Origin of the sequence: Flavobacterium crocinum, from assembly GCF_003122385.1 — a bacterium.
GTDB lineage: Bacteria > Bacteroidota > Bacteroidia > Flavobacteriales > Flavobacteriaceae > Flavobacterium > Flavobacterium crocinum.
In genome coordinates, this window is the sequence record NZ_CP029255.1 from 1,245,480 (window position 1) to 1,270,470 (window position 24,991).

The window sequence follows — 24,991 nt, forward strand, 5'->3', positions numbered from 1 at the left end:
ACCAAACAAACAGGATGAACGGCAAAAAAAACCGATGAAATGCACAAATTAACCTTTTATTAATACTTTTTTAATAAGCTCGAGCGTCTTTTCCTTCGTAAAAATTCATAAAAGCACGATTTACAACTCGATTTCCACCTGGAGTTGGGTAGTCTCCGGTGAAGTACCAGTCGCCTAAATTTTTAGGACACGCTTTGTGAAGATCTTCCACTGTTTGGAAAATAATTTTCACTTCCGCATTTATTTCTGGTGAGCTTAACATTTCTGCAATTCTGTCTGAAATTTCCTCGTCGGTAAATTGGCTGTAAATTTCTGTTACATAATTTACAACGTCTTTATCAGCAAAATTTTCCTGTGCTTTACATTTTGCATAAACTTCATCTACAATATGATAAAGGTTTCTTTCTTTTAATAAATCAAGTGCAGCTCTAAAAGCAACTAAACCTTCTAGTTTTGCCATATCAATTCCGTAACAATCCGGGTAACGAATTTGTGGGGCAGATGAAACAATTACAATACGTTTTGGTTTTAAACGATCCATCATTTTGATGATACTCATTTTCAATGTAGTACCACGAACAATACTGTCGTCAATAATAACCAAATTGTCTTCTGGTTTAATTACACCATACGTAACATCGTAAACGTGAGCAACTAAATCGTCACGGCTGCTGTCTTCAGTAATAAAGGTTCTAAGTTTAGCATCTTTAATAGCTACTTTCTCTGTACGTATTTTTACAGCTAAAAGTTCCTGAAGAGTTTCGGCAGTAAGTGTATTTCTATTTTCTAGAATATGATTATTTTTTCTCTGATTTAAGAAATCCTGAGCCGCTTCAACTAAACCATAAAATGAAGTTTCGGCTGTATTGGGGATATAAGAGAAAACCGTATTATCTGTATCGCTGTCAATTGCTTTAAGTACAGCAGGTAAGATGAATTTACCTAAGTTTTTACGCTCTTGATAGATTTCAGCATCACTTCCTCTTGAGAAATAGATTCTTTCAAAAGAACATGCTTTTTTAACAGTTGGTTCCAAGATTTGATTCATGGTAACTTTTCCGTTTTTCTTAATAATCAAGGCATTTCCTGGATCGATTTCCTGAACGCTTTCAAAAGGTACATTAAATACCGTTTGAATAACAGGTCTTTCAGAAGCTACGACAACTACTTCGTCATCTTGATAAAAATAAGCTGGACGAATTCCTGCTGGATCTCTAAAAACGAAAGCATCACCATGACCTAATAATCCAGCCATTGCGTAACCACCGTCTAAGTTTTTAGCAGAACGAGCTAATATTTTTGCAATATCCAAACGCTCAGCAATAACTGGTGAAGCTTCTCTTTTAGAATAACCTTCGGCTTTGCAATCTTGGTACAATTGCATAACTTCTTTGTCTAAGAAGTGACCAATTTTTTCCATTACCGTAACAGTATCCGCCATTTCTTTTGGATGCTGTCCTAATTCAACTAGATTTTCAAAAAGTTCTTTAACATTTGTCATGTTGAAGTTTCCTGCCAAAATCAAATTACGGTGCATCCAGTTGCTTTGACGTAAGAATGGGTGAACGCTTTCAATACTATTTTTTCCGAAAGTTCCGTAACGAACGTGACCCAAAAACAATTCTCCAACATAAGGAATGTTTGCTTTTAGTTCTTTCATGTTGTCTCCCAATTCAGGATGTGCTTTTAGTTCTTCGCTAACACGCTCATTGATTTGTTTGAAAACATCTTGTATTGGCTGCGAATGATTAGAACGAACTCTGCTAATGTAACGTTGTCCGGGTTCAACATCCAATTTAATGCTTGCAAAACCAGCACCGTCTTGTCCACGGTTGTGCTGTTTTTCCATCATTAAATACATCTTCTGAATTCCGTAAAAAGCAGTTCCGTATTTTTCTTTATAATATTCAAGCGGTTTTAGTAGTCTAACTAAGGCTATACCACATTCGTGTTTTAAAGCGTCGCTCATTGTTTTTTGTTATTTGTGTGTTGTTGTAAGTTGTGTGTATTAACGTAATAAAAAAGCCCCGTTTTATCGAGGCTCTTAGGCATTATATTTCTATGTCAAACTGAGTTAACGACTTAAATTGCTGTAATCGAATCGCTACTTCGGCTTTGCTTAAATTTTCCATCCTTTCAGTTCCAAATTTCTCGACGCAGAACGAAGCTAAATTTGAACCGTAAATAATTGCATTCTTCATGTTTCCAAAAGAAATGTTTTCACTCTGTGCAATAAATCCAGAGAAACCACCTGCAAAAGTATCTCCCGCTCCAGTTGGATCGAAAACTTCTTCTAACGGTAAAGCCGGTGCAAAGAATACTTCTCTATTGTGGAATAAAAGCGCTCCGTGTTCTCCTTTTTTGATCACCACATATTTTGGTCCCATATCCTGGATTTTCGCAGCTGCTTTTACTAATGAATATTCTCCAGAAAGTTGTCTTGCTTCTTCGTCATTGATTGTAATAACATCTACACGTTTGATAACGTCTAATAATTCCGGAAGAGCGCAATCCATCCAAAAGTTCATAGTATCTAAAACTACTAATTTTGGTTTTTTCTCCATTTGATCTAAAACACTGCTTTGTACTAACGGATGTAAGTTTCCTAACATCACAACATCAGCATCTTTGTAGTTTTGAGGAACTTTAGGCTGAAAATCAGCTAAAACGTTTAACTCGGTTACAAGAGTGTCTCTAGAATTTAAATCGTTGTGATATAAACCGCTCCAGAAAAAAGTCTTTCCTCCTTTTACAATTTCGATACCAGAGATATCAATATTTTTTGAAGTTAAAAGATCTAAATGTTCTTGAGGGAAATCGTCGCCAACTACAGAAACAATGGCCGATTGCAAGTTAAAAAATGATGCTGATAATCCGATGTAGGTTGCAGCACCACCTAATATTTTATCTGTTTTTCCGAAAGGAGTTTCAATCGCGTCGAAAGCAACTGTTCCAACAATCAATAGTTTATTCATTTTATGAATTTCGAATTAGGGTGCAAAGATACTTCATAAGTTACAATCTTGCAACGGTTTAGGTTCTCAAAATTTTCTTAAAAAAAAGAGAACGATTTCGAATTAAAAATACTGTAAATGAATGGGTTAAAATTGATTTTTATGAAAATTTAAAATAGTTTTTTTAGAATTAAGATGCAAGTTTTTTGAAAATAATTGCGAATAATTTACAACTCATATTTCTTATCAAAATAATTCTTCAAAATCCCAACCTGAACCAAAATCATAAAAGGAACAATTAAAATAGCGTACAGGATATTTTTAGAAAAATGAATTCCTGAAAAAGTGTTTGAGATTTTATCCGAATATAATTTCCCAACTTTATCTATTTCCAGGTTGCTTTCTGTTGAAGAGAATAGAGAGATGTAAATAATCAAAGCGATTACGGCAGCTCCCATAAGCATCCAAACGGTTTTAGAGATTAATGGTTTGTAAGTTTTAAGTTTTTTCTCTTCTAAAACCTGAACTTCCGCCATTATTTTAGAAGTAAAATCGATTGATGGTGACTGCAGTTTGTCATCAGCCATCATTTTTTCAATAAGTTTCTCTATATTTTTATCGCTCTCTTTCATAACATTCTATTATTTCTGGTTCTAACTGCTGTCTCAAAATTACGGCTAATTTTTGTCGACTCCTAAACAATTTTACTTTGGCATTGTTGGCCGAGATATTCATGATTTTTCCAATTTCTTCTAAATTCTGATCATCAAAATAAAAAAGAGTTAAAAGGAAATTTTCATCACTTGGTAATAAATTTAAACATTTCTGAATGGTTTGCTTTCGTTCTTTTTCTTCCAGAGCGCTTAAAGCATTGTCCATTGTTTTAATTAAATGCGACGAAAAATCATCAATAGAGATATTTAAATCGTCTTTTTTACTTTTCTTTAATCTATCTAAACATGTATTATAAGCAATTTTATAAATCCAGGTCGAAAATTTAGACTCTCCTTTAAATTTATTAAGCGAATTATAAATCTTAATAAATGTATCCTGAGCAACTTCTTCGGCTTCTTCGTGGTTTTTAACCATTTTGAGAGCCAATGTAAAGATCATATCCTTGTAACGATCAACCAGAACAGCAAACGAATTGGTTTCGCCCTGCAAAATTTTATCGATATAATGTTGATCAGTTAATGTGCTCATATTATATAGGACGACAGTTTGTTATTTTAGGTTACAAGAAAGGTGAAAATAAATTCCAAATTCCAAAAAATCTAGTTCTTTACATATTATATATATGTCTCGGTGAACTTTGTCAAAGTTTTTAGAATTAAAATTAACTGATTATCAATTAGTTTTGAGATTTGGAATTTAAAAATTGAAATTTTTTGAAAAATGTTGTAACCTGATTTTAAAAAGCCTCGTCATATGGGATATATCAATCAATTAAAAACGTAAAATATCATGGACGACAAAATTTTAATTCCAATTAGCTTTTTCTTAATGATCTTCGGGATCGTTTATTTAGTTTATTCAACAAGAAACAGAGAGCGTCTGGCTCTTATCGAAAAAGGTGTTGATGCCAGTATCTTTTTGCAAGGAAAAGGAAATGGAGTTCCGGCCTGGAAAATCTTTGTAGTAAATCTGGCATTCTTATTAATAGGAAGTGGTGTTGGAATTTTTCTTGCGCTATTAATAACAACTTATACATCTCTAAATGACGGAGCGGTTTATCCATCAATCATTTTCATTATGGCGGGAATCGGACTTTTGACTGGATTTAAAACGGCGAAAGATTTAGATAAAGAATAATCAGTAAGACTTTAAGTTAGTAAAAAACGCATCAGATATCTGATGCGTTTTTTTATTCTTTAGATCCGATGGTTTCGTAATAAACATCGACAGAAAGTTTAGGTTGTTGTGATGCCATAACGGCCAACTGATCACAGCGTTCGTTTTGCGGATGATTGTTATGACCTTTGATCCATTTAAAATCGACCTGATGTTTTCGGTAGGCAATTAAAAAACGTTTCCATAAATCCGGATTTTTTTTGTCTTTATAGCCTTTTTTTTCCCAGCCAAAAACCCATTTCTTTTCAACAGAATCCACAACATATTTAGAATCTGAAACTACAAGGACTTTCATATTTGGATTTTTCAATTTTTCTAAACCCACAATTACAGCCAAAAGTTCCATTCTGTTATTAGTTGTCAAACGAAAACCTTCATAAAATTCTTTTTTATAAGGAGTGCCGACCAATTCCATTACCACGCCGTAACCGCCATTGCCGGGATTTCCTTTCGCCGCGCCATCTGTGTATATATGTACTTCGTGCATTTTTTAATTGTAGATTTTAGACTTTAGATTGAATATTCTTTGTCTAAAATAATTGATTTTTGATATTGTAATTGATATTGATTTTTGAATTGGACTTTATTCTTCTAATAATCTATGAATAATTTCTGGAAAATGCTTTTGTTCTAATTCGTGAATCTTTTCTGCAACAGTTTCAGGAGTGTCTTCGTCAGTTAGTGAAACGTTTGCTTGGAAAATAATAGCGCCTTCATCATAGTTCTCGTTTACATAATGAATAGAGATTCCGGTTTCTTTCTCTTTATTATTTACTATGGCTCTGTGAATGTGCATTCCGTACATTCCCTTGCCTCCGTATTTAGGTAAAAGTGCCGGATGTATGTTGATTATTTTATTTGGATATTGTTCAATTATGTTTTCAGGAAACTTTAGTAAGAAACCGGCAAGAACGATCAAATCCGGGTCGATTTTTTGTATTTTTTGTAATACATTTCGTTCCAAAAGTTCGTTTTTTTCGAAGATTTCGACAGGAATTTGATGATTTTTTGCTCTGTCAATAACTTTTGCAGAAGCATTATTTGTAAAAACCGAAACGACCTTTGCAGTTTCAGTACTCGAAAAATATTTTATAATGTTTTCTGCATTAGTTCCTGATCCTGAGGCAAAAACGATAATTTTTTTCATGATTGAATTTATTTTAAGACTGCAAAAAACGGAATAAAAATCGAAAATAAATAGCTTTCAAACGGCTTTCTTGAAATTAATTTTATAAATTAGTGTCACATTTATAAACTAAATAGTTGTTTTAAAATAAAGTTTTTTATTTTTGCCAACAAATTAAATTCTAAAATTAAAGATTATGTCAGACATTGCATCAAGAGTAAAAGCGATTATCGTAGACAAATTAGGTGTTGACGAAAACGAAGTTGTAACAGAAGCAAGCTTCACTAATGATTTAGGAGCTGACTCATTAGACACTGTTGAGCTTATTATGGAATTCGAAAAAGAATTTGATATTCAAATTCCAGACGATCAAGCAGAAAACATTGCTACTGTTGGTCAAGCTATTTCTTATATCGAAGAAGCTAAAAAATAATAATACCACACCCGAATTTTAAAAATTCCAAATTTAAATTTACAAATTCCAAAATTGGAATTTGTTTTTTGAAAAATTGGAATTTTTAAAATCGGGTGTTATTATTTTTTTAAATTTTAAAGTTAGATTGATTTTCAATCAAAAGATATATTTTATTGTAATTCCCATGGCTCTTAAGTAACAATAAGTTAAGAAAGCGTGGGTTTTATTTGTTTAAAGTACAAAACACATATTTATGGCATTAAGGCGAGTTGTTGTAACAGGATTAGGTGCACTTACTCCTATCGGGAATAATATCCAGGAATACTGGAATGCACTTGTGAATGGGGTTAGCGGAGCGGCTCCTATAACATATTATGATACAGAAAAGCATAAAACGAAATTTGCCTGCGAAGTAAAAAACTTCAACATTGAAGATTACATGGATCGCAAGGAATCTCGTCGATTAGATAAATTTGCACAATACGCTATTGCTGCCAGTGATGAAGCTATTAAAGATGCTGGAATTACAAACGATAATGTAAACAAACAAAGAGTTGGTGTTATCTGGGGGGCAGGAATTGGAGGTTTAGAGACTTTCCAGGAAGAAGTATTGTATTATGCAAAAGGTGATGGAACTCCAAAGTTCAATCCTTTCTTTATCCCTAAAATGATTGCCGATATTGCACCTGCACATATTTCTATGCGTAACGGTTATATGGGACCAAATTATACTACGGTTTCTGCTTGTGCATCTTCTGCAAATGCATTAATCGATGCTTTCAATTACATTCGTTTAGGAATGTGCGATGTTATTGTTTCCGGAGGTTCTGAAGCAGCAGTTACGATTGCTGGTATGGGAGGTTTCAGTTCGATGCACGCTTTATCTACAAGAAACGAAAGTCCGGAAACGGCTTCAAGACCTTTTGATGCAACCAGAGATGGTTTTGTTTTAGGTGAAGGAGCAGGAGCTTTGGTTTTGGAAGATTATGAACATGCTAAAGCCAGAGGTGCAAAAATCTATTGCGAAATTGGCGGTGGCGGAATGTCATCTGATGCATATCACCTGACGGCACCACATCCGGAAGGAATTGGAGTAATTGCTGTAATGGAAAATACTTTGAGAGATGCCGGAATGACACCTGATCAGGTAGATCACATTAATACTCACGGAACTTCTACTCCATTAGGAGACGTTGCTGAGTTAAAAGCGATTAGCGCTGTTTTTGGTGATCACGCTAAAAACATTAACATTAACTCAACAAAATCAATGACAGGACACTTGCTTGGTGCTGCCGGAGCTATTGAAGCTATTGCTTCTATTTTAGCAATGCAACACGGAATTGTTCCTCCAACGATTAACCATACAGTTGTTGACGAAAATATTGATCCATCTTTAAACCTTACTTTAAACAAACCTCAAAAAAGAGAGGTAAATGTTGCCATGAGTAATACATTTGGTTTTGGTGGACATAATGCTTGTGTATTGTTTAAAAAACTAGTTGACTAATTTCTGTATATGAATATTATCAAAAAAATATTTTCTAAATCCCGTTCTCTAGAAGACGGGATTTTTTTTGACACTATTCAGAAAATTCTTGGTTTTCCGCCTTCAAATGTTGATTTTTACAGAAGAGCTTTCACACATCGCTCTTCTAATAAGTTAGATTCGAATGGACATCCTATTAATTATGAGCGTTTAGAATTTTTAGGAGATGCTATGTTAAGTGCTGTTATTGCGGCACATTTATTTAACAAAGCTCCAAATGGCGATGAAGGTTATTTAACCAAAATGCGTTCAAAAATTGTGAGTCGTGAACATTTGAACGAATTAGGTAAAGATCTAAATTTAGTGCAGTTTGTAGAGAGTAAAGTGCCAATCCAGCATTTTGGAGAAAATATTCATGGTAATATTTTTGAATCTCTAATAGGTGCCATTTATTTAGATAAAGGCTATTCTTTCTGTGAGCGATTTATTCAAAAAAGAGTAGTTACTCCTTATGTCGATATTGCCCGACTGGAAGGAAAAGTAATAAGTTATAAAAGTCTTGTTATCGAATGGTGTCAGAAGGAAAAAAGAGTTTTTCATTATGACATTTTTGAAGATAACGGTATAGACGGACAACGTTTATTTGGTGTCAAATTGAGTATTGATGATAAAGTTGTTGCAAGAGCGAGAGCAACTTCAAAAAAGAAAGCAGAAGAAAAAGCATCGCAGAGAGCTTATTTTGCATTTCAGGAAAAAATTGACAAGAAATAGTTACAAAAATGTTGTAAGTATCACAATGCTATAACGTTTTCGTTTATAATTTAACAAAACAACCATGTCATAACTGTTGAAGCTCCGTTTAGAAATAGTATATTTACAACTTGATTTTTCAAGACATGGCTATTCATAAATTGGATTTAGACGAATTTGACGAAATTGATTATTATTTAATGGCAATTCATACTTCATTAGAAGATTATAGATTAGCCTATTTTATCAATAAAATCCTTCCGATAAACTTAAGTAAGAGCAAAAACGAGATTCATGCTCAGACTAAGGAAGGTGAAGCAAATTTTTCCAGATTCTATTATTATGATGAAGAAAAAGCGGTTTCCTGGAATTTAATTCAGAATAAAAATGAAATCATTTCTGTGAGTACAAATGATTTTCAGAATTTGTTTTCTAATGAAACAAGTGAGGTTTCGACAACAATTCATTTACTTCCTGAATTCAAAAAAGTCGATTTTTTCCTGAAAATAGACAATAGCGAAGAGGCGCTTAATTTTTCAGAAATTCAACAAAAATTAAAAACAATCGAAAGTATTGCAGCTATTTATGCTGTCGATACGGACAATATAAAATCAAAAAACAATCTAATTTTTTAAAAAAAATGCTAACAAACAAGAAAACCAAAATTGTTGCTACACTTGGCCCCGCTTGTAGTACAAGAGAGATCATTAAAGATATGATCGAAGCAGGTGTTAATGTGTTTAGAATCAATTTTTCGCATGCAGATTACGAAGGAGTAAAAGAAAAAATTAATATTATTAGAGGCCTAAACGAAGAGTTTGGTTACACTACTGCAATCCTTGGAGATTTACAGGGACCAAAACTTAGAGTTGGTGTAATGGAAGAAGGTACTGTAGTAAACGATGGTGACGAAATCACTTTTACAACTGCTGAAGATATTGTCGGAAATGCAAAAAAAGCATTTATGAAATATCAAAATTTTCCAAATGATGTAAATGTTGGAGAGCGTATTTTGCTTGACGATGGTAAACTTATTTTTGAAATTGTTTCTACAGATAAAAAAACAGAAGTTGTTGCTAAAGTTATTCAGGGTGGAGAATTAAAATCTAAAAAAGGAGTTAATCTTCCAAATACTAAAATCTCTTTACCGGCTTTAACAGAAAAAGATATTGCAGATGCGATTTTCGCAATCGAGCAAAAAGTAGACTGGATCGCACTTTCATTCGTGAAAACTCCTCGCGATTTACAAGATTTACAAGAATTAATCGCTAAACATTCTGAAGTAAAAATTCCAATCGTTGCTAAAATTGAAATGCCGGAAGCTCTTGAGAACATGGATAAAATTGTAGCTTATTGCGATGGTTTAATGGTGGCTCGTGGAGATCTTGGTGTTGAGCTTCCTGCTCACGAAGTTCCATTGGTACAAAAAGATTTGATCAGAAGAGCAAAAACTGCCAGAATTCCGGTTATCGTTGCGACACAAATGATGGAAACAATGATTACAAGTTTAACTCCAACAAGAGCAGAGGTAAATGACGTTGCTAACTCGGTAATGGACGGTGCAGATGCTGTAATGTTGTCTGGAGAAACTGCAACAGGAAATTATCCGGTACAAGTTATCCAGAGAATGGCTCAAATTTGTGAGGCTGTTGAGAATTCACCATTAATTCAGGTTCCTCAAAATACACCACAAATTAAAACAAACCGCTTTGTAACTAAAACTGTTTGTCATCAGGCCGCTTTATTAGCGAATGAAATCGAAGCTAAAGCAATTTGTACTTTAACAAACAGCGGTTATACAGCTTTCCAAATTTCGGCTTGGAGACCTTCTACAGCTCACATTTTAGTATTTACTTCAAACAGAAGAATTTTAACACAATTGAATTTATTATGGGGAGTTAAATCTTTCTACTATGATAATGACGAAAGCACAGATGATACTGTTACAGATGTAAATCAAATTGCAGTTGAAAAAGGATATGCACAACAAGGAGATTATTTAATTAATCTTGCAGCAATGCCAATTAAAGAAAAAGGAATGGTTAATACGATGAGAGTATCTCAAATCGAATAATATTTCCCTACAATATTTTAAAAAAGCCGCTTATTAAAAAAGCGGCTTTTTTGTTTTTTACTGTTTTTTGTATGTTTCATTTTATAAAATGAAACGTTTTGGTGCAAATTCTTCATTTTTCTTGTTTCATTTTATAAAATGAAACAAGCTGACACCAAATAAATAAGATTCTTCGCTTATTTATTAGTTAATTTTGAGAAGCTTAAAAAAAAAGTTAAAGAAACTGTGTTTCAGATTTTTATATAAAAATGAATTTGAAACCGCTCACAAAAATATAACCTGCCTAAAGATTTTTTTTAAGATTTACCATTTACAATTTCCCATTTGCTTTTTGGATTTATAACGTCATACATATAACAAGAATTATTAACGAATTTTTTTATCATGAAACAAATCAAACTAAAATGCGGATTAAAAAATACCATACGGGTATTAACATTACTACTTTTTGCAGGCGTTTCTGTAACAGCCCAAAACAAGAAGCCAAATATTTTGGTGCTTTGGGGAGATGATATCGGAACAACAAATATCAGTGCGTACAGTGATGGACTTATGGGATATACAACCCCAAATATTGATCGTTTAGCAAACGAAGGATTACGTTTTTTACATTATTATGGAGAACAAAGCTGTACAGCTGGACGTGCTGCGTTTTTAACCGGACAACACGGACTTAGAACTGGTCTTACAAAAGTAGGTTTTCCCGGAGCGCCAATGGGAATGAGCCAGCTGGATCCTTCTGTTGGTGGAATCATGAAAAGCTTAGGTTATACCACAGGACAATTTGGTAAAAACCACGTAGGAGATCGTAACGAGAGTTTACCTACTGTAAATGGTTTTGATGAATTCTTCGGAAACTTATACCACTTAAATGCAGAAGAAGAACCTGAATTGCCAGATTACCCAAAAGATCCGGAATATTTGAAAAAATTTGGACCAAGAGGAGTTTTAAAATGTGTAGCAACCAATGTTGATGATGCGACTACTGATCCTCGTTTTGGCAGAGTTGGAAAACAAAAGATTGAAGATACAGGAGCACTTACTAAAAAAAGAATGGAAACTGTTGATGACGAAACATCTGCAGCAGCTATTGATTTTATTAAAAGACAACACGCCGCAGGAAAACCATTTTTCTGTTGGTTCAATGCTACCCGTATGCATTTGCGTACACATGTCAGAGCAGAACACAGAGGAAGATACACTCATGGAGACAGTGAGTATATTGACGGTATGATCGAACATGATGAAACCATTGGAAGTATTCTAAAAGCATTAGATGATTTAGGAATTGCAGACAATACTATTGTGGTGTATTCTACAGATAATGGTCCTCACATGAACACATGGCCAGATGGAGCTATGACTCCTTTCCGTTCTGAGAAAAACACCAACTGGGAAGGAGCTTTCCGAGTACCTTGTATCGTTCGTTGGCCTGGGCATATTAAACCAGGAACTGTGACTACAGAATTGATGAGCCATAATGACTGGATCCCTACATTCGCTTCAATTGCAGGAGAACCAGATATCGTTAACAAACTTTTGAAAGGTTACTCTGCAAACGGAAAAACCTATAAAGTGCATTTGGATGGTTTTGATCAAAGTAAATTTTTAGAAGGCAAAACACCAAAAAGTGCCAGAGATAAATTCTTCTACACAGATGATGACGGTCTTTTAGTTGGTTTAAGAGAAGGAGATTATAAATACGTTTTTGCAGAGCAACGTTTAGGTGGAACGATGGGAGTTTGGGCAGAACCATTTACTAAACTTCGTTTACAGAAAATATTTAATTTATACCAAGACCCTTTCGAAAGAGCTGATATTACTTCAAATACTTTTTGGGATTGGCAAATGAATCACGTACAGTTAATGTATGGTGCCATACAGGACGTTGTTGTATTCGCTGAAACATTTAAAGATTATCCTCCAAGATCAATCCCGCCAAGTTTCTCTGCATATACTATTATGGAGGAAGCCATGAAAGATATCAAAGCTCAAAAATATATAGAGAAAAATGTTCTTCCTAAATTAAAAGAAGACGAAGAGGCGGCTTCAAAAAAGAAAAAATAAATAGTAATCTAAAAAGAGATTCAGACTATTAAGCCTGAGTCTCTTTTATAAAACATTCAGAGCATGAAAAAAGGATTATTTATTTTATTGTTTGTTGCTTTATTGGCATTCTCTTGTAAAAAATCAGAACCTACAACTTCTACAGCAACAGAGAGTAAGCAAACTGAAACTGCAGTAAGCGGTGATCCATTGCCAAGTTGGAATGACGGCACATTAAAAAAAGATATCATTGCATATGTTGAAAAAGTCACCAAAGAAGGAAGTCCGGATTTTATTCCGATAAACAGCAGAATTGCCACTTTTGATAATGATGGAACACTTTGGGCAGAAAAGCCTTTGGTTCAGGAACTGTTTGCTTTTTATCGTGTTAAAAAAATGGTAGAAGCCAATCCTGCTTTGGCACAAAAACAACCTTTTAAAGCTGTAATTGAGAAAGACAAAAGTTATTTTGAAAAAGGCGGAGATAAAGCACTTATAGAATTGGTAGCAGCAACGCATACTGGAATGTCTGAAGATGAATTTGAAGCTTCGATTACCGAGTTTTTTAAAGACGCAAAAATTCCCGGAAAAGAAACTGCACTGAAAAACATACGTTATCAGCCGCAATTGGAACTGCTAAACTACCTGCGAGCCAACGGATTTAAAACATTTATAGTAACAGGTGGAACAATCGAAGTCGTAAGAGGAATCTCTGAAGATTTTTATGGTATTCCTAAGGAACAAGTGGTGGGAACTTCTTTTAAATACAAATACGATCCTGTTAAAAACGTAGTATTGAGAGAACCAGCTTTGGATCTTTTTAATGACAAAGATGCAAAACCTGTAGGCATACAACTGCATATCGGGCAGCGTCCTGTTTTCGCTTGCGGAAATGAAGGAGGAGCAGGAGATCTTGCGATGCTGAAATATTCTCAAGGCAGTAAATATCCATCTTTCCAAATGCTGGTAAATCACAATGACTCAATTCGAGAGTTTAATTATCAGGAAAAAGATAATTTATCGCTCAGCACAGCAGCAAAAAACAAATACCACGTCATGAATATGAAAGACGACTGGAAGAAAGTTTTTGCGGACTAATAATCCAAAGAGTTAATACAGATTGACGATTATAGATTTGAGTTGTTTTTTTTAATCAATAAAATGAAGTCGTATGAAATATTCTTTTCTAATAATGATACTGATGTTTTCAGTTCATTTTACAATTTCTGCACAAGAAGAAGTGGCAAAACCAGGAAACAGCGCACAAGAGCTTGCAGATAAACTGGCAAATCCTGTTGCGAGTTTAATTAGCGTACCGCTTCAGAATAATTTGAATTATGGAATTGGCCCTTATAATGGAATAAAATATACTATTAATGTACAGCCCGTTATTCCATTTAAATTAAGTGACAACTTAAACTTAATAACTCGTTGGATTCTTCCTGTGGTTGATCAAAGAAATATTACAGGACTAAATACACACGAATTTGGTCTGAGCGATGCTACCGTTACGGCTTTTTTTGCTCCTAAAAGTGAAAAAATCATATATGGAATTGGCCCCGCATTTTTAGTGCCAACTGCAACAGAAAAATTATTGGGGACAGAAAAGTTTGGTGTTGGGCCAAGTGTACTAGTAATGCATCAGGGAAAAGGGCTATCAGTTGGTTTTATAGCCAATCAAATCTGGTCTGTAGCAGGAGCTTCAGATCGTGCTGATTTTAATAGTTTTTATACTCAGATATTTATGTCTCATAGTTATAAAAGTGGTGCAAACTGGGGAGTCAATGCAGAAATTACGCAAAACTGGGAAGCCAATACAACTTTGATTTCTTTAAATCCAATGATGGGAGGAATTACAAAATTTGGAGATCAGATTGTTCAGTTTTCGGTACAGCCTTTAATTCCTATTGTTGGACATCAGGCGATAAAACCAGATTGGGGATTGAGAGCGGTTGTAGCTTTTGTATTTCCGGGATCTTAATCTTTAATTGAAACAAAGTATGAAAAATAAAAACTTCTTTATTGTAGCTTTTCTTTTATTGATTTTTTTGTTAGGATGCAAAGAATCAACAATTAAAAATTCAGATACAGCAGCAACTGTTTCGCAGTCTGATTCTGATGTAAAAATGGATGGCGAACTTCCATCAAAAGAATCTATTCCGAAGTTATTTGACGAAATGGATTTCCAGCAGGCAACGCAATCTTATTTATGGGGATTGCCTATTGTGGCTTTCGCCGAATGGCAGCAACAACATTATAAAACCTTTAATGCAACGAGCAATGATCTTGTGTTATACAATTCCTATCATGACAGATTAGGGATTTTAACAGCAAATGCCACGACACCTTATATCATGTCATTTATAGACTTAAAAGCAAATGGCCCAACAGTTATCGAAATGCCAGCCGGGCGCACTGCTGGAGGATTGAGTGATTTCTGGCAAAGAGAAGAGGCTGTAATTGGAGAAATGGGGCCAGATAAGGGAAAAGGAGGAAAATATGTTTTGGTGCCGCCAACCCTAAAAGATTTTAAAGCCGATGGTTATTTTATAATTCCGTGTACGACTGTAAATAATTTCTTTGGTTTTAGAACATTAGATCCAGATCCTAAGGTTACTGAAGAATTGGTAAAAAAAGTTAAAATATACCCTTACGCACAAAGAGCAAATCCGACAGCAACAAAAATAGTAAGTCCGCCTGCTGATAAAAAGTGGTACGGAATCCAGCCATCCGGAATTAAATATTGGGAATGCCTTCATGCTATTTTGCAAAATGAACCTGTTGAAGAACGCGATCGTTTTTTTATGGCCTGGCTTAAAAATCTGGGTATAGAAAAAGGAAAACCTTTTGCACCAGATGAACGTCAGAAGAAAATTTTAATTGCTGCTGCAGAAAAAGGGGAACAAATGGCAAAGGCTAATTCTTATGAAAAACGTTTTAAAGATGTCAGACACTGGCCAGATAAAAAATGGGATTATGTTATTACGATGAAAAATTCGGCACAGCGTGAAGAGAATTTTGATGAATTTTTTGAGAGATCTGCCTATTTCTACGAAGCGGTAACTTTCTCAAATGCCATGATATCAAAAACTCCGAATTTAGGTCAAGCCTATTTAGGAAATTATTCTGATAGCAGTGGAAACTGGTTAGATGGAGGAAAAAACTATACTTTAAATGTTCCGGCAAATCCGCCTGCGGTTAATTTTTGGTCAATAACAGTTTATGATTCTGCAACTCGATGTTTGATTGATAATCCACAGAAAAATGCTGATTTGTCTTCTCGTAAAGATTTAATCAAAAACGCAGATGGCTCGGTAGATTTATACTTTGGGCCAAAAGCTCCTGCAGGAAAAGAGAAAAACTGGGTACAGACTTTACCGGGAAAACACTGGTTTACTTATATGCGTTTTTATGGGCCAACGACAGCTTATTTTGACAAAAGCTGGAAAATGGATGATATAAAAGAAGTGAAATAAAAATTAACTAAATAGTACTCAAGATGAAAAAACTGTTTTTTGTTACTTTAGTTTTTATAGCCTTATTTTCCTGTAAAAAGAAAGAAACCGAAGATATAAAGGTTACTACAACGACATTGATTACGCAATATCCTGATTCTGCAAAAGCAATTGCAAAAGAAGCCTGGACGTATGCTTTTTCAATGGCGATGAATTATCGAACAATGCATTTGTATGCCTTAGATAAAACTTATCCTGATTATGCCGGAGGGTTTAATAAGTTTAGACATTATGACAAAATTTTTACAGCAGCAGATACGGCGGTAGTGACACCAAACAATGATACACCTTATTCCTGGGCAACTTTAAATCTTAAAGACGAACCTGTTGTTTTAGAGGTGCCGGCTATTAAAGACCGTTATTACTCCTTTCAGTTTGTTGATTTGTACACCTATAATTTTGCTTATATCGGAAGTCGTACCACTGGAGATAATGCGGGAAAATATCTCATTGCCGGACCCGATTGGAAAGGCGAAAAACCAGCAGGAATAAATCAGGTAATCCAGTCCGAAACCTATTTGGTAACATTGTTAGGGCGTACCGAACTTAAAATGGCTTCGGGAGATATCGAAAATGTAAAGAAAATTCAGAGACAATATAAATTAATGCCATTCCATGAATTTACAAAGACAGCAGCACCTCCGCATAAAGATTTTACATTGCCTTTCCCTGGTTTTGATCGTGCAGATTTAGGTTCTTCAAAATTCATTGGATTAACGAATAATCTTCTTCAATATACTGTTCCAAATCCTGTTGAGAAAGATTTAATGAGAAAGTTTTCTCGAATAGGGATTGTTGCAGGAAAGGAGTTTGACCCTAAAAGTTATACTCCGGAAGTCTTAAAAGCAATTGATGAAGGAGTACAGGAAGCAAGCAAACAACTGGAAGATGGTGCTAATAAATTGACCAATGCAACTTTTTTGTTTGGAACAAGACAAGATCTTAACGGAAATTACACGAACAGAGCATTGGGAGCGGCGGCTGGATTATTTGGTAATACAAAAGAAGAAGCCATTTATATTGGCACAAGAACCGATAAGGACAAAAATATTCTTTCAGGACAAAATAAATATATTATTCGTTTCCCAAAAGGGCAAACACCTCCAGCTCAATATTTTTGGAGTATTACCTTGTATAACCTTCCATCACGTTATTTGGTTGACAATCCAATTAACAGATATTCAATTGGAGACCGAACAGCAGGGTTGAAATACGAAGCAAATGGAGATTTGATTATTTATATTCAAAATGAAGCGCCCAAAGGTAAAGAGTCCAATTGGCTTCCCGCACCAAAAGAAGCATTCTATTATTTAATCAGGGTTTATGGACCTAAAGAGTCTTTGATAAGTGGCGCGTGGAAAGCACCACAACCAGAATTAATGAAATAAAATTGCAGTGTCAATGATGAATTTAATATTGTTTTTATGGTTGAAAAAATAACAGATATCGCTGAAAATATATTGGATTCTCAGGCATCAAAAGCAGAAAGATACAGTAAAGGTGCGGCAATGAGAAAAGCGGTGCCAAGATCATCTCATAAAGAATGGAAAGCGCCAAAGGATCGTGAAGATCCAATTGAAGTTTTAGTCAAAAGCAGTATTGGAAGAATTGAAGATCTGCTACCCATTCGATACAGAAGAATGATAGAATCTCCATTTGCATTTTATCGAGGAGCGGCGTCAATTATGGCAGGAGATTTAGCCAGTACACCAATTTCCGGAATTAATTTGCAATTGTGCGGTGATTGTCATTTAATGAATTTTGGCGGATTTGCAACTCCGGAACGTAAACTGGTTTTTGATATTAATGATTTTGACGAAACTTATCCGGGACCTTGGGAATGGGATGTTAAAAGATTGGCAGCAAGTTTTGTAATTGCCGGAAGATGGCGAAAGTTTTCTGAAAAAAGCTGTAAAGAGTTTGCATGGAATGTTGCTGATAGTTACCGAAAAAGAATGCAGGAATACAGTAAATTATCAGCACTTCAAATTTGGTATGCAGATATAGATCTGGTTAAACTTATTGATTTAGGAAAAGACGAGGAACTGAAAAAATTTCGTCAAAAAAGAATCAAAAAAGCAACAGAGACATCAGCGCATGAAAAAGAATTCGCGAAACTAACTTATAAAGACGGAACTAAAGCAAGAATAAAAGATGAACCGCCTTTATTATATCATCCAACAGGAGATGCAGAAAAAGAAATTTTTAAACAGGCAGATTTTGTTCATCAGCGCTATTTAAATTCTTTGCCTGATGATAAGAAAGTTTTGTTAAGCAGATATTCATTACATGATGTGGCTATTAAAGTGGTAGGCGTTGGAAGTGTTGGAACACTTTGCGGTGTTTCTTTGCTAATGTCTGCAACTGGAGAACCTATTTTTTTGCAGTTTAAGGAAGCCAGACACAGCGTTTTAGAAGCACATGTAAAAAATAAGGGAAAATATAGTCATCAGGGCGAACGAATTGTAATGGGACAAAAACTAATGCAGTCGGCTTCGGATATGTTTTTAGGATGGACGGATAATGATAAGGACCGTTTTTTTTATATACGTCAACTTAGAGATGCCAAGATAAAGCCCATTTTAGAAATTATGAAACCAGAAAATTTGAAAGAATATGCTAAAGCGTGTGGCTGGGCGTTAGCTAGAGCACACGCAAGATCAGGAGACCCTTCTTTAATTTCCGGTTACATCGGAAAAGGAAATGTATTTGCCAATGCAATTTCAGGATTTTCGGTTTTGTATGCTAAACAAAATGAGCTCGACTACAATAAAATGGTCAAAGCGGTTAAAGAAAGAAGATTGCCGGTTTCGACAGAAATATAATTTTGGGTACTATCAATAATGCATAAATCTTTAAATGAATATGAAGAAAAAGTAAAGATAAGTAAGATTTTATTTGTTTAATTGTGTTAATTCAATAAAATCGTTTATCTTTGATAGTGGTCTAAATAATTGTTTAACAGTAACTTGTATCTGATTAACAATTGTTAAAGACATTCTCCGCCTCTTCACTTAAGATTTTTTAGATTTTAATAGATTCAAGTTAAACTGATTTAATTATTAATTTAAATACCACATCATGAATATTAAAAGCACAAATCTTCGTATGATCCCATTATTATTTTTGGGTTTAATTTACAGTTGTTCCCCAACTGTAAAAGTCACAACAGATTATGATCATTCTGCCAATTTTGGAGAATACAGAACATTTGCAGTTTATGACTTAAAAGCGCAACAAGGCCAGGTAAATCAATTAAATGTAGATCGCGTGACAAAAGCAATTCGAAACGAAATGCTGGCTAAAGGATTTACAGAATCAGATAATCCGGATTTAAAAGTAAATGCAGTATCGATTTTAAAGAATAAAACTTCGATGACTGCCAATACAGATTTTTATGGATACGGAGGAATGTATCGTCCTTACGGATATTGGGGCGGTGGCGCGATGATGGGTGGTGCCAACACAACATTCAATACTTATGATTATGTGGATGGTTCGCTGGTTATTGATATCGTCTCTACAAAAACACAGAAACTGGTTTGGCAGGGAATCGGAAATGCCGAAATCGACAGCAAACCGGATAATCCTGAAGAATTTATCAATACTTCTATCAAAAAAATTCTGGAAGGCTTTCCTCCAGGCTTAGCCAAAAAATAATTTAGTTAATAACGAGGCTATTGTACTTGCTTATTTTGAGGCAAGTACATTGCTTTCTTATTAAATTCCCCACTTCGCACTCTATTTTTAAGAACAATAATTAACTAATTAAGCTTAAAAAAAATGATCGATATATTACTTTCTCTTTTCTTTTTTATTGCCACGATTGCAGGTCTTGCTACTTCGTTAATGGTTCTTTTTTCTAAAAAATACTATTCCAAAAGTTTCTTTTTAGGAATGTTTTTATTGAGCCTTGCCGTAGTGAGTATCTATAACTTTTATCTGTCGGCAAATATGTTTAAAGAGTTCCCGGATCTCTTTACCATTACAAAATCGTTTATTTTTTTAGCAGCGCCTTGCTCTTTCTTGTATGTTAGAAACATTTTGTCTCCAAACAACAAAAACAAAAAATACGATTGGGTACATTTTATTCCTTTTGGAATCTATTTCGTCTTAACCCTTTTTGTTTACATTGGAAGTTTTACCGAATCAAAAGTTGTAGATTACGTAGGCTCTATTATTAAAAATCCATTTTCTATTCTGACTTTGACGATTTGGCTTTTCTATGTATTTTTTCAAACCATGTTGATTTTAAACTATGATCTGAAAAAATTCAAAGGAAACCAATTTCACAGAAACAAAGTAATCAATTGGATTAGAGTTTATAATCTTATGATTTTGTTCTTGTTTTCGGCGCTTTTTGTGTATCACTTTTTATTAAGAAAAATAGACGTTGTAGATATTTCGTGCTATTTTTTAATTTCCACTGTTTTGTTTTTTACGGTTGGATGGCTTTATTTCAGGCCTCAGATTTTTCAGGACGAAGAAGAAACATTCGATTTTGTGACTGATAATACACTGCTCGTAAAATCAAAAGAAATCAAAACCAGTCTGCCTATTCCGCACGAATTGACAATGGAGAAAAAGGAAGATTATCTATTAAAGTTAGACTACGTTTTAAATGCTCAAAAACTGTTTTTAAAGAAAGATTTTGTAATTCGTGATCTTTCAGATGAAACAGGAATTTCAGTTCATCTTTTGTCCAATTTAATCAATTCGGAATTTGGACTTCATTTTCAGGATTACGTAAACCTTAAAAGGATTGAATATTTCAAGGAAAAAATAAACGATCCGGAATGGAAAGATTTATCTCTTGAGGGAATGGCATGGGCTTCAGGTTTTAAATCCCGTACCACCTGCTTCAGAGCTTTTATCAAGCATACCGGAAAATCTCCTTCCGAATATTTTAAAACCATCAGAATAAATCCGGACCGCACAAACGCTTATTATTTTAAATAAAATTCTCTCCTCTATAATCGCCGCGGTTGTAAAGTCTTAATTCATTTTAAAACATTTCAGCATGAAAGCAAAAAATACTAATTCCAAAAAAGCATTACAAGTCGTTTTAGTGGTAATGTTTGCATTGATTTCATTTCACGGCAATGCCCAATTAAAAGGCGGACATATTTTGGGCGCGATGGGACTGCAGTCAGGCACTCAGGCTCCCGAAAATACGGTGAGTGTTTATGTTCCGGCTTATATTTATACAGCAAATTGCCTGCGAAATGGCGACGGCGACAATATTGGAAATCCCGATTTAACTATGTTTATAACCGGTGTTGGAGCAAATTATGTAAGCGATTTTAAAATTTTAGGTGCCAATTACGGTGCTACAATTTTACTGGCAGGAGCTTCAAACACTATTCAGGGAAGTTATATTGATTCTAAAAGTAATTTTGCCTTTACAGATATGTATGTACAGCCTATACAGTTAGGCTGGCATAACAAAAAAGCTGATTTTGTTTTCAGTTATCAAATGTATATCCCAACAGGGAAATATGAACTCGGCGGTAGTGACAACAGTGGATTAGGAATGTTTATGAATGAGTTTTCAGCAGGAACAACTTTGTTTTTTAATGAGAAAAAAACATTTCATTTTTCTGCTTTAGCCGCATATGAAATCAATGGGAAGAAAAAGGATACTGACATTAAAACAGGAGATATTTTAAGTATCGAAGGAGGTATCGGAAAAACATTCTATTGCATGAATGCCGAAAAAACAGCTCCAAAAGGAATCCTGAATGCCGGATTAATTTATTATTTCCAGTACAAAGTTTCAGACGATAAAATTCCGGTTGGAAGCTTTTTAACCCTTGAACCGGATAAAGATCATGTAAGCGCACTCGGAGCAGAGGTCAATTACCTTCATATTGGCTGTATGACACAGGCAGGTTTTAGATGGGTTTCGGAATTGGGTGCTGTGAATAGGTTTCAGGGAAATACTTTTTTCATCACTTTGGCGCATGTTTTCAGTCTCAAGAAAAAATAATCTTTTTAGAATAAGGTAAATTTTAATTGTAATTAAAGATTCGGATTCTTATGAAAAACAGAAAAACAAATATCTTATTCTCGCTTTTGATTCTTTTGGCGTTTAATACTTTAAATGCGCAGAAATATAAAATCAGTGTAAAAGATTCCTTAGATGGAGCGTTCGATTTGAGCGATTACATTATTTATGCACACGGTTTTATTGTTGTGCCCACAATTATTACAGAACCTGCTTTAGGAAATATTGGAGGAGCATTAGTGCCCATTTTTCTAAAAAAACATGCTCCGGTTGTAGATGAAGACGGTAAAAAACGCATTGTAAGTCCGGATATTACAGGAGGAATAGGAATGTACACGGGCAATAAAAGCTGGATGGTTGGAGCCTTTCGTTCGGCAACTCTTGTAAAACCCAGAATATTGTATCGTGTTGCAGCAGGTTACGGAGACGTGAATTTGTCGTTTTACGCCAACAACAGACCCAATCTGCCGGATCAGGAATTCAAGCTAAATTTCAGATCTACTATTTTTTACACACAATGGCTAAAACAATTTAATAATGCCAAATGGAGTGCTGGACCTCAGTATATGTTTTTAAATTCAAAAATAAATCTGCCGGACTTTAATCTTCCTCCACCTTTTGTAAAACCCGGCGATATAAAAAGTACCGTAAGTCAGTTAGGAGGCGCAATTCAGTTTGACGGGCGGGACAATATATTTACACCAGACAAGGGAATCCGGATTCAGTCGGATTTCTTTTGGTCAGATAACGCAATAGGAAGCGACTACGATGCCTGGCGCGTTAATTTATCGGCAATAGGATATTATCCATTAGCTAAAACATTAATTGGCGGACTAAGGGTAGAAGGAGAGCAGGCGTTTGGGAGTCCGCCTTTTTATTTAAGGCCGGGAATTAACCTGAGAGGAATCCCCGCAGCACGTTATCAGGGAAAAACCAGTATTGTAACCGAAGCCGAATTAAGATGGGATGTTTACAAAAGATGGAGTATCATGGGATTTGGCGGACTGGCAAGTGCTTTTGACGACTGGGATAAGGCTTTTGCAAAACCTGTCGTTTATAGCTACGGAACCGGTTTTAGGTATTTGGTAGCCCGAAAATTCAAACTCAGAATGGGAGTTGACGTTGCCAAAGGAAATGAAGACTGGGCGTACTATATCGTTTTTGGAAGCAACTGGATGCGATAAAATAAAAGCAAATTATCTTGTAAGAAGTTGATTTATAAAAAAATAAATTTAAAAGCCTCAATAGTACGATATTGAGGCTTTTTGTCGTAAATAACTTAATAATTCAACTCATTAAGAAAATATTAACAATTAAATCTGACACAAATTCTATAATATTTAATTGTTTTGTAACAAATTAGAAACATTGGAGACTAATTTTGTTAAACCTTAAACATAAATTATGAATACATTTTCATTCAAATCAGTGTTTGCAGCTTCAGTATTTTTAGCTGGAACAGCAGGCTGTTTTGCGCAGGACGTCTTAGTAAATTCACTTAAACTAAACGCTAGCGACAAAAGTAAAGAGAACTTCAAATTTACAGAAGTAATTAACTTAGGAACAACATCAGTAAAATCTCAAGGATCGTCCGGAACTTGCTGGAGTTACTCAACAAACTCATTTTTAGAGTCAGAAATGATTCGTTTAGGAAAACAGCCTGTTGAGTTATCTCAAATTTACTCTGCAAGAAATGTGTATGTTGAAAAAGGAATTAACTATGTTCGTATGCACGGTGCAATTACACTTGGAGACGGAGGTGCTTTACACGATGTAATTAATATGTATAAAAAATACGGAACTGTTCCTAGAGAAGTGTACACTGGATTGAACTACGGAACAGATAAAAATAAATTTGCCGAAATGGCTGCGCTTATCGAAGGCGTTTTGACAGCAGTTGTTAAAAACCCTAACGGAGAGCTAACACCAAACTGGCAAAAAGCTTACGCAGCGGTTATTGATTCTTATTTAGGAAAAGTGCCTGAAAACTTCAATTACAAAGGAAAAAACTACACACCACAATCTTTTGCTAAAGAAGTAGTAGGAATTAACCCGGATGAGTATGTAGAATTATCATCTTTCACTAACACACCATACTACCAAAAAACAACGATGATGGTACCGGACAACTGGTCATTGGATCAGGTTTACAACGTAAAACTGAACGATATGACAGATGTTATCGACAATGCACTTAAAAAAGGATACACTGTAGCTTGGGCAACAGATGTGAGTGAGAAAACGTTCAGCTGGAAAAATGGTGTGGCTTATGTAGCAACGAAAAAATTCGACGATATGACTGCTGAAGAAAAAGCAGACTTATTTAACGGACCAAAAGCAGAACCGGAAATTACTCCGGAAATGCGTCAGGCAGCGTTTGATAACTACACTACAACAGACGACCACGGAATGCACATTATTGGTTTAGCAAAAGACCAAACCGGAAAAGAATACTATATCGTAAAAAATTCCTGGGGAGAAACAAACGACTACAAAGGTTTCTTGTTTGTAACTAAGAACTTCGTAAAGTATAAAACTACTGCTTTAATGGTAAACAAAGGAGGAATTCCTGGTGAACTTGCTAAGAAATTAGGGGTTTAATTAAGGCTTAGAGTTTTAAGAAAATAGGGAAGCGTCGTAATGAAAATTTACGGCGCTTTTTTATTTTTGTAATCTTTAAACGATTGTAATAATTTCAGAAAAACACAAATTAAGGAAGCTTTTTCCCTAATCAGGAAGCCAAAATGGGAAAGTAGCATTTAAACGG

At 34.8% G+C, this 24,991-nt stretch carries 23 protein-coding genes; 17 read left to right on the top strand and 6 right to left on the bottom strand.

Going from position 1 to position 24,991, the window contains the following annotated elements; all coding sequences use genetic code 11:
• Positions 1 to 70 precede the first annotated feature (70 nt).
• From HYN56_RS05800 to HYN56_RS05815, 4 genes are all read right to left on the bottom strand, one after another.
• Positions 71 to 1,969, bottom strand: coding sequence for an amidophosphoribosyltransferase (locus tag HYN56_RS05800; RefSeq protein WP_109191313.1), 1,899 nt, complete (start codon positions 1,967 to 1,969; stop codon positions 71 to 73).
• Positions 1,970 to 2,051: 82 nt separating this feature from the next.
• Positions 2,052 to 2,975, bottom strand: coding sequence for a PfkB family carbohydrate kinase (locus HYN56_RS05805; protein ID WP_091490398.1), 924 nt, complete (start codon positions 2,973 to 2,975; stop codon positions 2,052 to 2,054).
• 206 nt (positions 2,976 to 3,181) lie between these two features.
• Positions 3,182 to 3,586 (bottom strand): hypothetical protein, encoded by a 405-nt coding sequence (locus HYN56_RS05810; RefSeq protein WP_109191314.1) that lies wholly within the window; start codon positions 3,584 to 3,586, stop codon positions 3,182 to 3,184.
• Positions 3,570 to 4,157, bottom strand: a complete 588-nt coding sequence (locus HYN56_RS05815) for an RNA polymerase sigma factor (RefSeq protein ID WP_109191315.1) — start codon at positions 4,155 to 4,157, stop codon at positions 3,570 to 3,572. Before HYN56_RS05815 ends, HYN56_RS05810 begins: the two co-directional genes overlap by 17 nt.
• Positions 4,158 to 4,418: 261 nt before the next feature.
• On the opposite strand from HYN56_RS05815, the gene HYN56_RS05820 reads away from it, so the two are divergent.
• Positions 4,419 to 4,766 (top strand): DUF6249 domain-containing protein, encoded by a 348-nt coding sequence (locus tag HYN56_RS05820; protein ID WP_109191316.1) that lies wholly within the window; start codon positions 4,419 to 4,421, stop codon positions 4,764 to 4,766.
• A 52-nt stretch (positions 4,767 to 4,818) separates the two neighbouring features.
• Here the strand turns inward: HYN56_RS05820 and rnhA are convergent, their stop codons facing one another.
• Together rnhA and purN are read right to left on the bottom strand one after the other, a co-directional pair.
• Entirely contained in the window at positions 4,819 to 5,292 is a 474-nt protein-coding gene (gene rnhA / locus HYN56_RS05825; RefSeq protein WP_109191317.1) for a ribonuclease HI, read from the bottom strand.
• A gap of 96 nt (positions 5,293 to 5,388) precedes the next feature.
• The gene (gene purN / locus HYN56_RS05830; RefSeq protein ID WP_109191318.1) at positions 5,389 to 5,952 is read right to left on the bottom strand and encodes a phosphoribosylglycinamide formyltransferase; all 564 of its coding nucleotides are present in this window, start codon (positions 5,950 to 5,952) and stop codon (positions 5,389 to 5,391) included.
• A gap of 175 nt (positions 5,953 to 6,127) precedes the next feature.
• On the opposite strand from purN, the gene HYN56_RS05835 reads away from it, so the two are divergent.
• The 16 genes from HYN56_RS05835 (at position 6,128) to HYN56_RS05910 (ending at position 24,825) form a co-directional block, all read left to right on the top strand.
• A complete protein-coding gene (locus HYN56_RS05835) occupies positions 6,128 to 6,364 on the top strand; it encodes an acyl carrier protein (protein ID WP_007137004.1) in 237 nt (78 codons plus the stop codon).
• Between the two features lie 235 nt (positions 6,365 to 6,599).
• Complete coding sequence (gene fabF / locus HYN56_RS05840) at positions 6,600 to 7,853, top strand: beta-ketoacyl-ACP synthase II (protein WP_109191319.1); 1,254 nt, start codon at positions 6,600 to 6,602, stop codon at positions 7,851 to 7,853.
• 9 nt (positions 7,854 to 7,862) lie between these two features.
• A complete protein-coding gene (gene rnc / locus HYN56_RS05845; protein ID WP_091490410.1) occupies positions 7,863 to 8,603 on the top strand; it encodes a ribonuclease III in 741 nt (246 codons plus the stop codon).
• A gap of 125 nt (positions 8,604 to 8,728) precedes the next feature.
• Positions 8,729 to 9,217 carry an IPExxxVDY family protein gene (locus HYN56_RS05850; protein WP_109191320.1) on the top strand — a complete coding sequence of 163 codons (489 nt, stop codon included), beginning with the start codon at positions 8,729 to 8,731 and terminating at the stop codon, positions 9,215 to 9,217.
• Between the two features lie 5 nt (positions 9,218 to 9,222).
• On the top strand, positions 9,223 to 10,656 hold the full coding sequence (pyk, locus tag HYN56_RS05855; protein WP_109191321.1) for a pyruvate kinase: 1,434 nt from the start codon (positions 9,223 to 9,225) through the stop codon (positions 10,654 to 10,656).
• Positions 10,657 to 11,040: 384 nt separating this feature from the next.
• Positions 11,041 to 12,723, top strand: coding sequence for an arylsulfatase (locus tag HYN56_RS05860; RefSeq protein WP_109191322.1), 1,683 nt, complete (start codon positions 11,041 to 11,043; stop codon positions 12,721 to 12,723).
• 63 nt (positions 12,724 to 12,786) lie between these two features.
• On the top strand, positions 12,787 to 13,800 hold the full coding sequence (locus HYN56_RS05865) for an HAD family hydrolase (protein WP_109191323.1): 1,014 nt from the start codon (positions 12,787 to 12,789) through the stop codon (positions 13,798 to 13,800).
• Between the two features lie 73 nt (positions 13,801 to 13,873).
• On the top strand, positions 13,874 to 14,683 hold the full coding sequence (locus HYN56_RS05870) for a hypothetical protein (protein ID WP_109191324.1): 810 nt from the start codon (positions 13,874 to 13,876) through the stop codon (positions 14,681 to 14,683).
• A 19-nt stretch (positions 14,684 to 14,702) separates the two neighbouring features.
• Positions 14,703 to 16,178, top strand: coding sequence for a DUF1254 domain-containing protein (locus HYN56_RS05875; RefSeq protein WP_109191325.1), 1,476 nt, complete (start codon positions 14,703 to 14,705; stop codon positions 16,176 to 16,178).
• A 23-nt stretch (positions 16,179 to 16,201) separates the two neighbouring features.
• Positions 16,202 to 17,605, top strand: coding sequence for a DUF1254 domain-containing protein (locus HYN56_RS05880; protein WP_109191326.1), 1,404 nt, complete (start codon positions 16,202 to 16,204; stop codon positions 17,603 to 17,605).
• A gap of 36 nt (positions 17,606 to 17,641) precedes the next feature.
• On the top strand, positions 17,642 to 19,042 hold the full coding sequence (locus tag HYN56_RS05885; RefSeq protein WP_109191327.1) for a DUF2252 domain-containing protein: 1,401 nt from the start codon (positions 17,642 to 17,644) through the stop codon (positions 19,040 to 19,042).
• Between the two features lie 256 nt (positions 19,043 to 19,298).
• Positions 19,299 to 19,877: a DUF4136 domain-containing protein gene (locus tag HYN56_RS05890; protein ID WP_109191328.1), complete on the top strand. Its 579-nt coding sequence runs from the start codon at positions 19,299 to 19,301 to the stop codon at positions 19,875 to 19,877.
• A 123-nt stretch (positions 19,878 to 20,000) separates the two neighbouring features.
• Positions 20,001 to 21,176: a helix-turn-helix domain-containing protein gene (locus HYN56_RS05895; protein ID WP_109191329.1), complete on the top strand. Its 1,176-nt coding sequence runs from the start codon at positions 20,001 to 20,003 to the stop codon at positions 21,174 to 21,176.
• Between the two features lie 61 nt (positions 21,177 to 21,237).
• Positions 21,238 to 22,206: a SphA family protein gene (locus HYN56_RS05900; protein ID WP_109191330.1), complete on the top strand. Its 969-nt coding sequence runs from the start codon at positions 21,238 to 21,240 to the stop codon at positions 22,204 to 22,206.
• 50 nt (positions 22,207 to 22,256) lie between these two features.
• Complete coding sequence (locus HYN56_RS05905) at positions 22,257 to 23,408, top strand: BamA/TamA family outer membrane protein (protein ID WP_109191331.1); 1,152 nt, start codon at positions 22,257 to 22,259, stop codon at positions 23,406 to 23,408.
• A gap of 220 nt (positions 23,409 to 23,628) precedes the next feature.
• Positions 23,629 to 24,825 carry a C1 family peptidase gene (locus HYN56_RS05910; protein ID WP_109191332.1) on the top strand — a complete coding sequence of 399 codons (1,197 nt, stop codon included), beginning with the start codon at positions 23,629 to 23,631 and terminating at the stop codon, positions 24,823 to 24,825.
• The last annotated feature ends 166 nt before the right edge of the window (positions 24,826 to 24,991 follow it).

Excerpts from the sequence above, each read along its gene's own strand:
- HYN56_RS05820 (WP_109191316.1), top strand. The coding sequence starts at position 4,419 with ATGGACGACAAAATTTTAATTCCAATTAGCTTTTTCTTAATGATCTTC.
- HYN56_RS05900 (WP_109191330.1), top strand. The coding sequence starts at position 21,238 with ATGAAAGCAAAAAATACTAATTCCAAAAAAGCATTACAAGTCGTTTTA.
- HYN56_RS05885 (WP_109191327.1), top strand. The coding sequence starts at position 17,642 with ATGGTTGAAAAAATAACAGATATCGCTGAAAATATATTGGATTCTCAG.
- HYN56_RS05810 (WP_109191314.1), bottom strand. The coding sequence starts at position 3,586 with ATGAAAGAGAGCGATAAAAATATAGAGAAACTTATTGAAAAAATGATG.
- pyk (WP_109191321.1), top strand. The coding sequence starts at position 9,223 with ATGCTAACAAACAAGAAAACCAAAATTGTTGCTACACTTGGCCCCGCT.
- HYN56_RS05800 (WP_109191313.1), bottom strand. The coding sequence starts at position 1,969 with ATGAGCGACGCTTTAAAACACGAATGTGGTATAGCCTTAGTTAGACTA.
- rnc (WP_091490410.1), top strand. The coding sequence starts at position 7,863 with ATGAATATTATCAAAAAAATATTTTCTAAATCCCGTTCTCTAGAAGAC.
- purN (WP_109191318.1), bottom strand. The coding sequence starts at position 5,952 with ATGAAAAAAATTATCGTTTTTGCCTCAGGATCAGGAACTAATGCAGAA.
- HYN56_RS05875 (WP_109191325.1), top strand. The coding sequence starts at position 14,703 with ATGAAAAATAAAAACTTCTTTATTGTAGCTTTTCTTTTATTGATTTTT.
- fabF (WP_109191319.1), top strand. The coding sequence starts at position 6,600 with ATGGCATTAAGGCGAGTTGTTGTAACAGGATTAGGTGCACTTACTCCT.
- HYN56_RS05865 (WP_109191323.1), top strand. The coding sequence starts at position 12,787 with ATGAAAAAAGGATTATTTATTTTATTGTTTGTTGCTTTATTGGCATTC.
- HYN56_RS05880 (WP_109191326.1), top strand. The coding sequence starts at position 16,202 with ATGAAAAAACTGTTTTTTGTTACTTTAGTTTTTATAGCCTTATTTTCC.
- HYN56_RS05805 (WP_091490398.1), bottom strand. The coding sequence starts at position 2,975 with ATGAATAAACTATTGATTGTTGGAACAGTTGCTTTCGACGCGATTGAA.
- HYN56_RS05870 (WP_109191324.1), top strand. The coding sequence starts at position 13,874 with ATGAAATATTCTTTTCTAATAATGATACTGATGTTTTCAGTTCATTTT.
- HYN56_RS05895 (WP_109191329.1), top strand. The coding sequence starts at position 20,001 with ATGATCGATATATTACTTTCTCTTTTCTTTTTTATTGCCACGATTGCA.
- HYN56_RS05860 (WP_109191322.1), top strand. The coding sequence starts at position 11,041 with ATGAAACAAATCAAACTAAAATGCGGATTAAAAAATACCATACGGGTA.
- HYN56_RS05815 (WP_109191315.1), bottom strand. The coding sequence starts at position 4,157 with ATGAGCACATTAACTGATCAACATTATATCGATAAAATTTTGCAGGGC.
- rnhA (WP_109191317.1), bottom strand. The coding sequence starts at position 5,292 with ATGCACGAAGTACATATATACACAGATGGCGCGGCGAAAGGAAATCCC.
- HYN56_RS05890 (WP_109191328.1), top strand. The coding sequence starts at position 19,299 with ATGAATATTAAAAGCACAAATCTTCGTATGATCCCATTATTATTTTTG.
- HYN56_RS05910 (WP_109191332.1), top strand. The coding sequence starts at position 23,629 with ATGAATACATTTTCATTCAAATCAGTGTTTGCAGCTTCAGTATTTTTA.
- HYN56_RS05905 (WP_109191331.1), top strand. The coding sequence starts at position 22,257 with ATGAAAAACAGAAAAACAAATATCTTATTCTCGCTTTTGATTCTTTTG.
- HYN56_RS05835 (WP_007137004.1), top strand. The coding sequence starts at position 6,128 with ATGTCAGACATTGCATCAAGAGTAAAAGCGATTATCGTAGACAAATTA.
- HYN56_RS05850 (WP_109191320.1), top strand. The coding sequence starts at position 8,729 with ATGGCTATTCATAAATTGGATTTAGACGAATTTGACGAAATTGATTAT.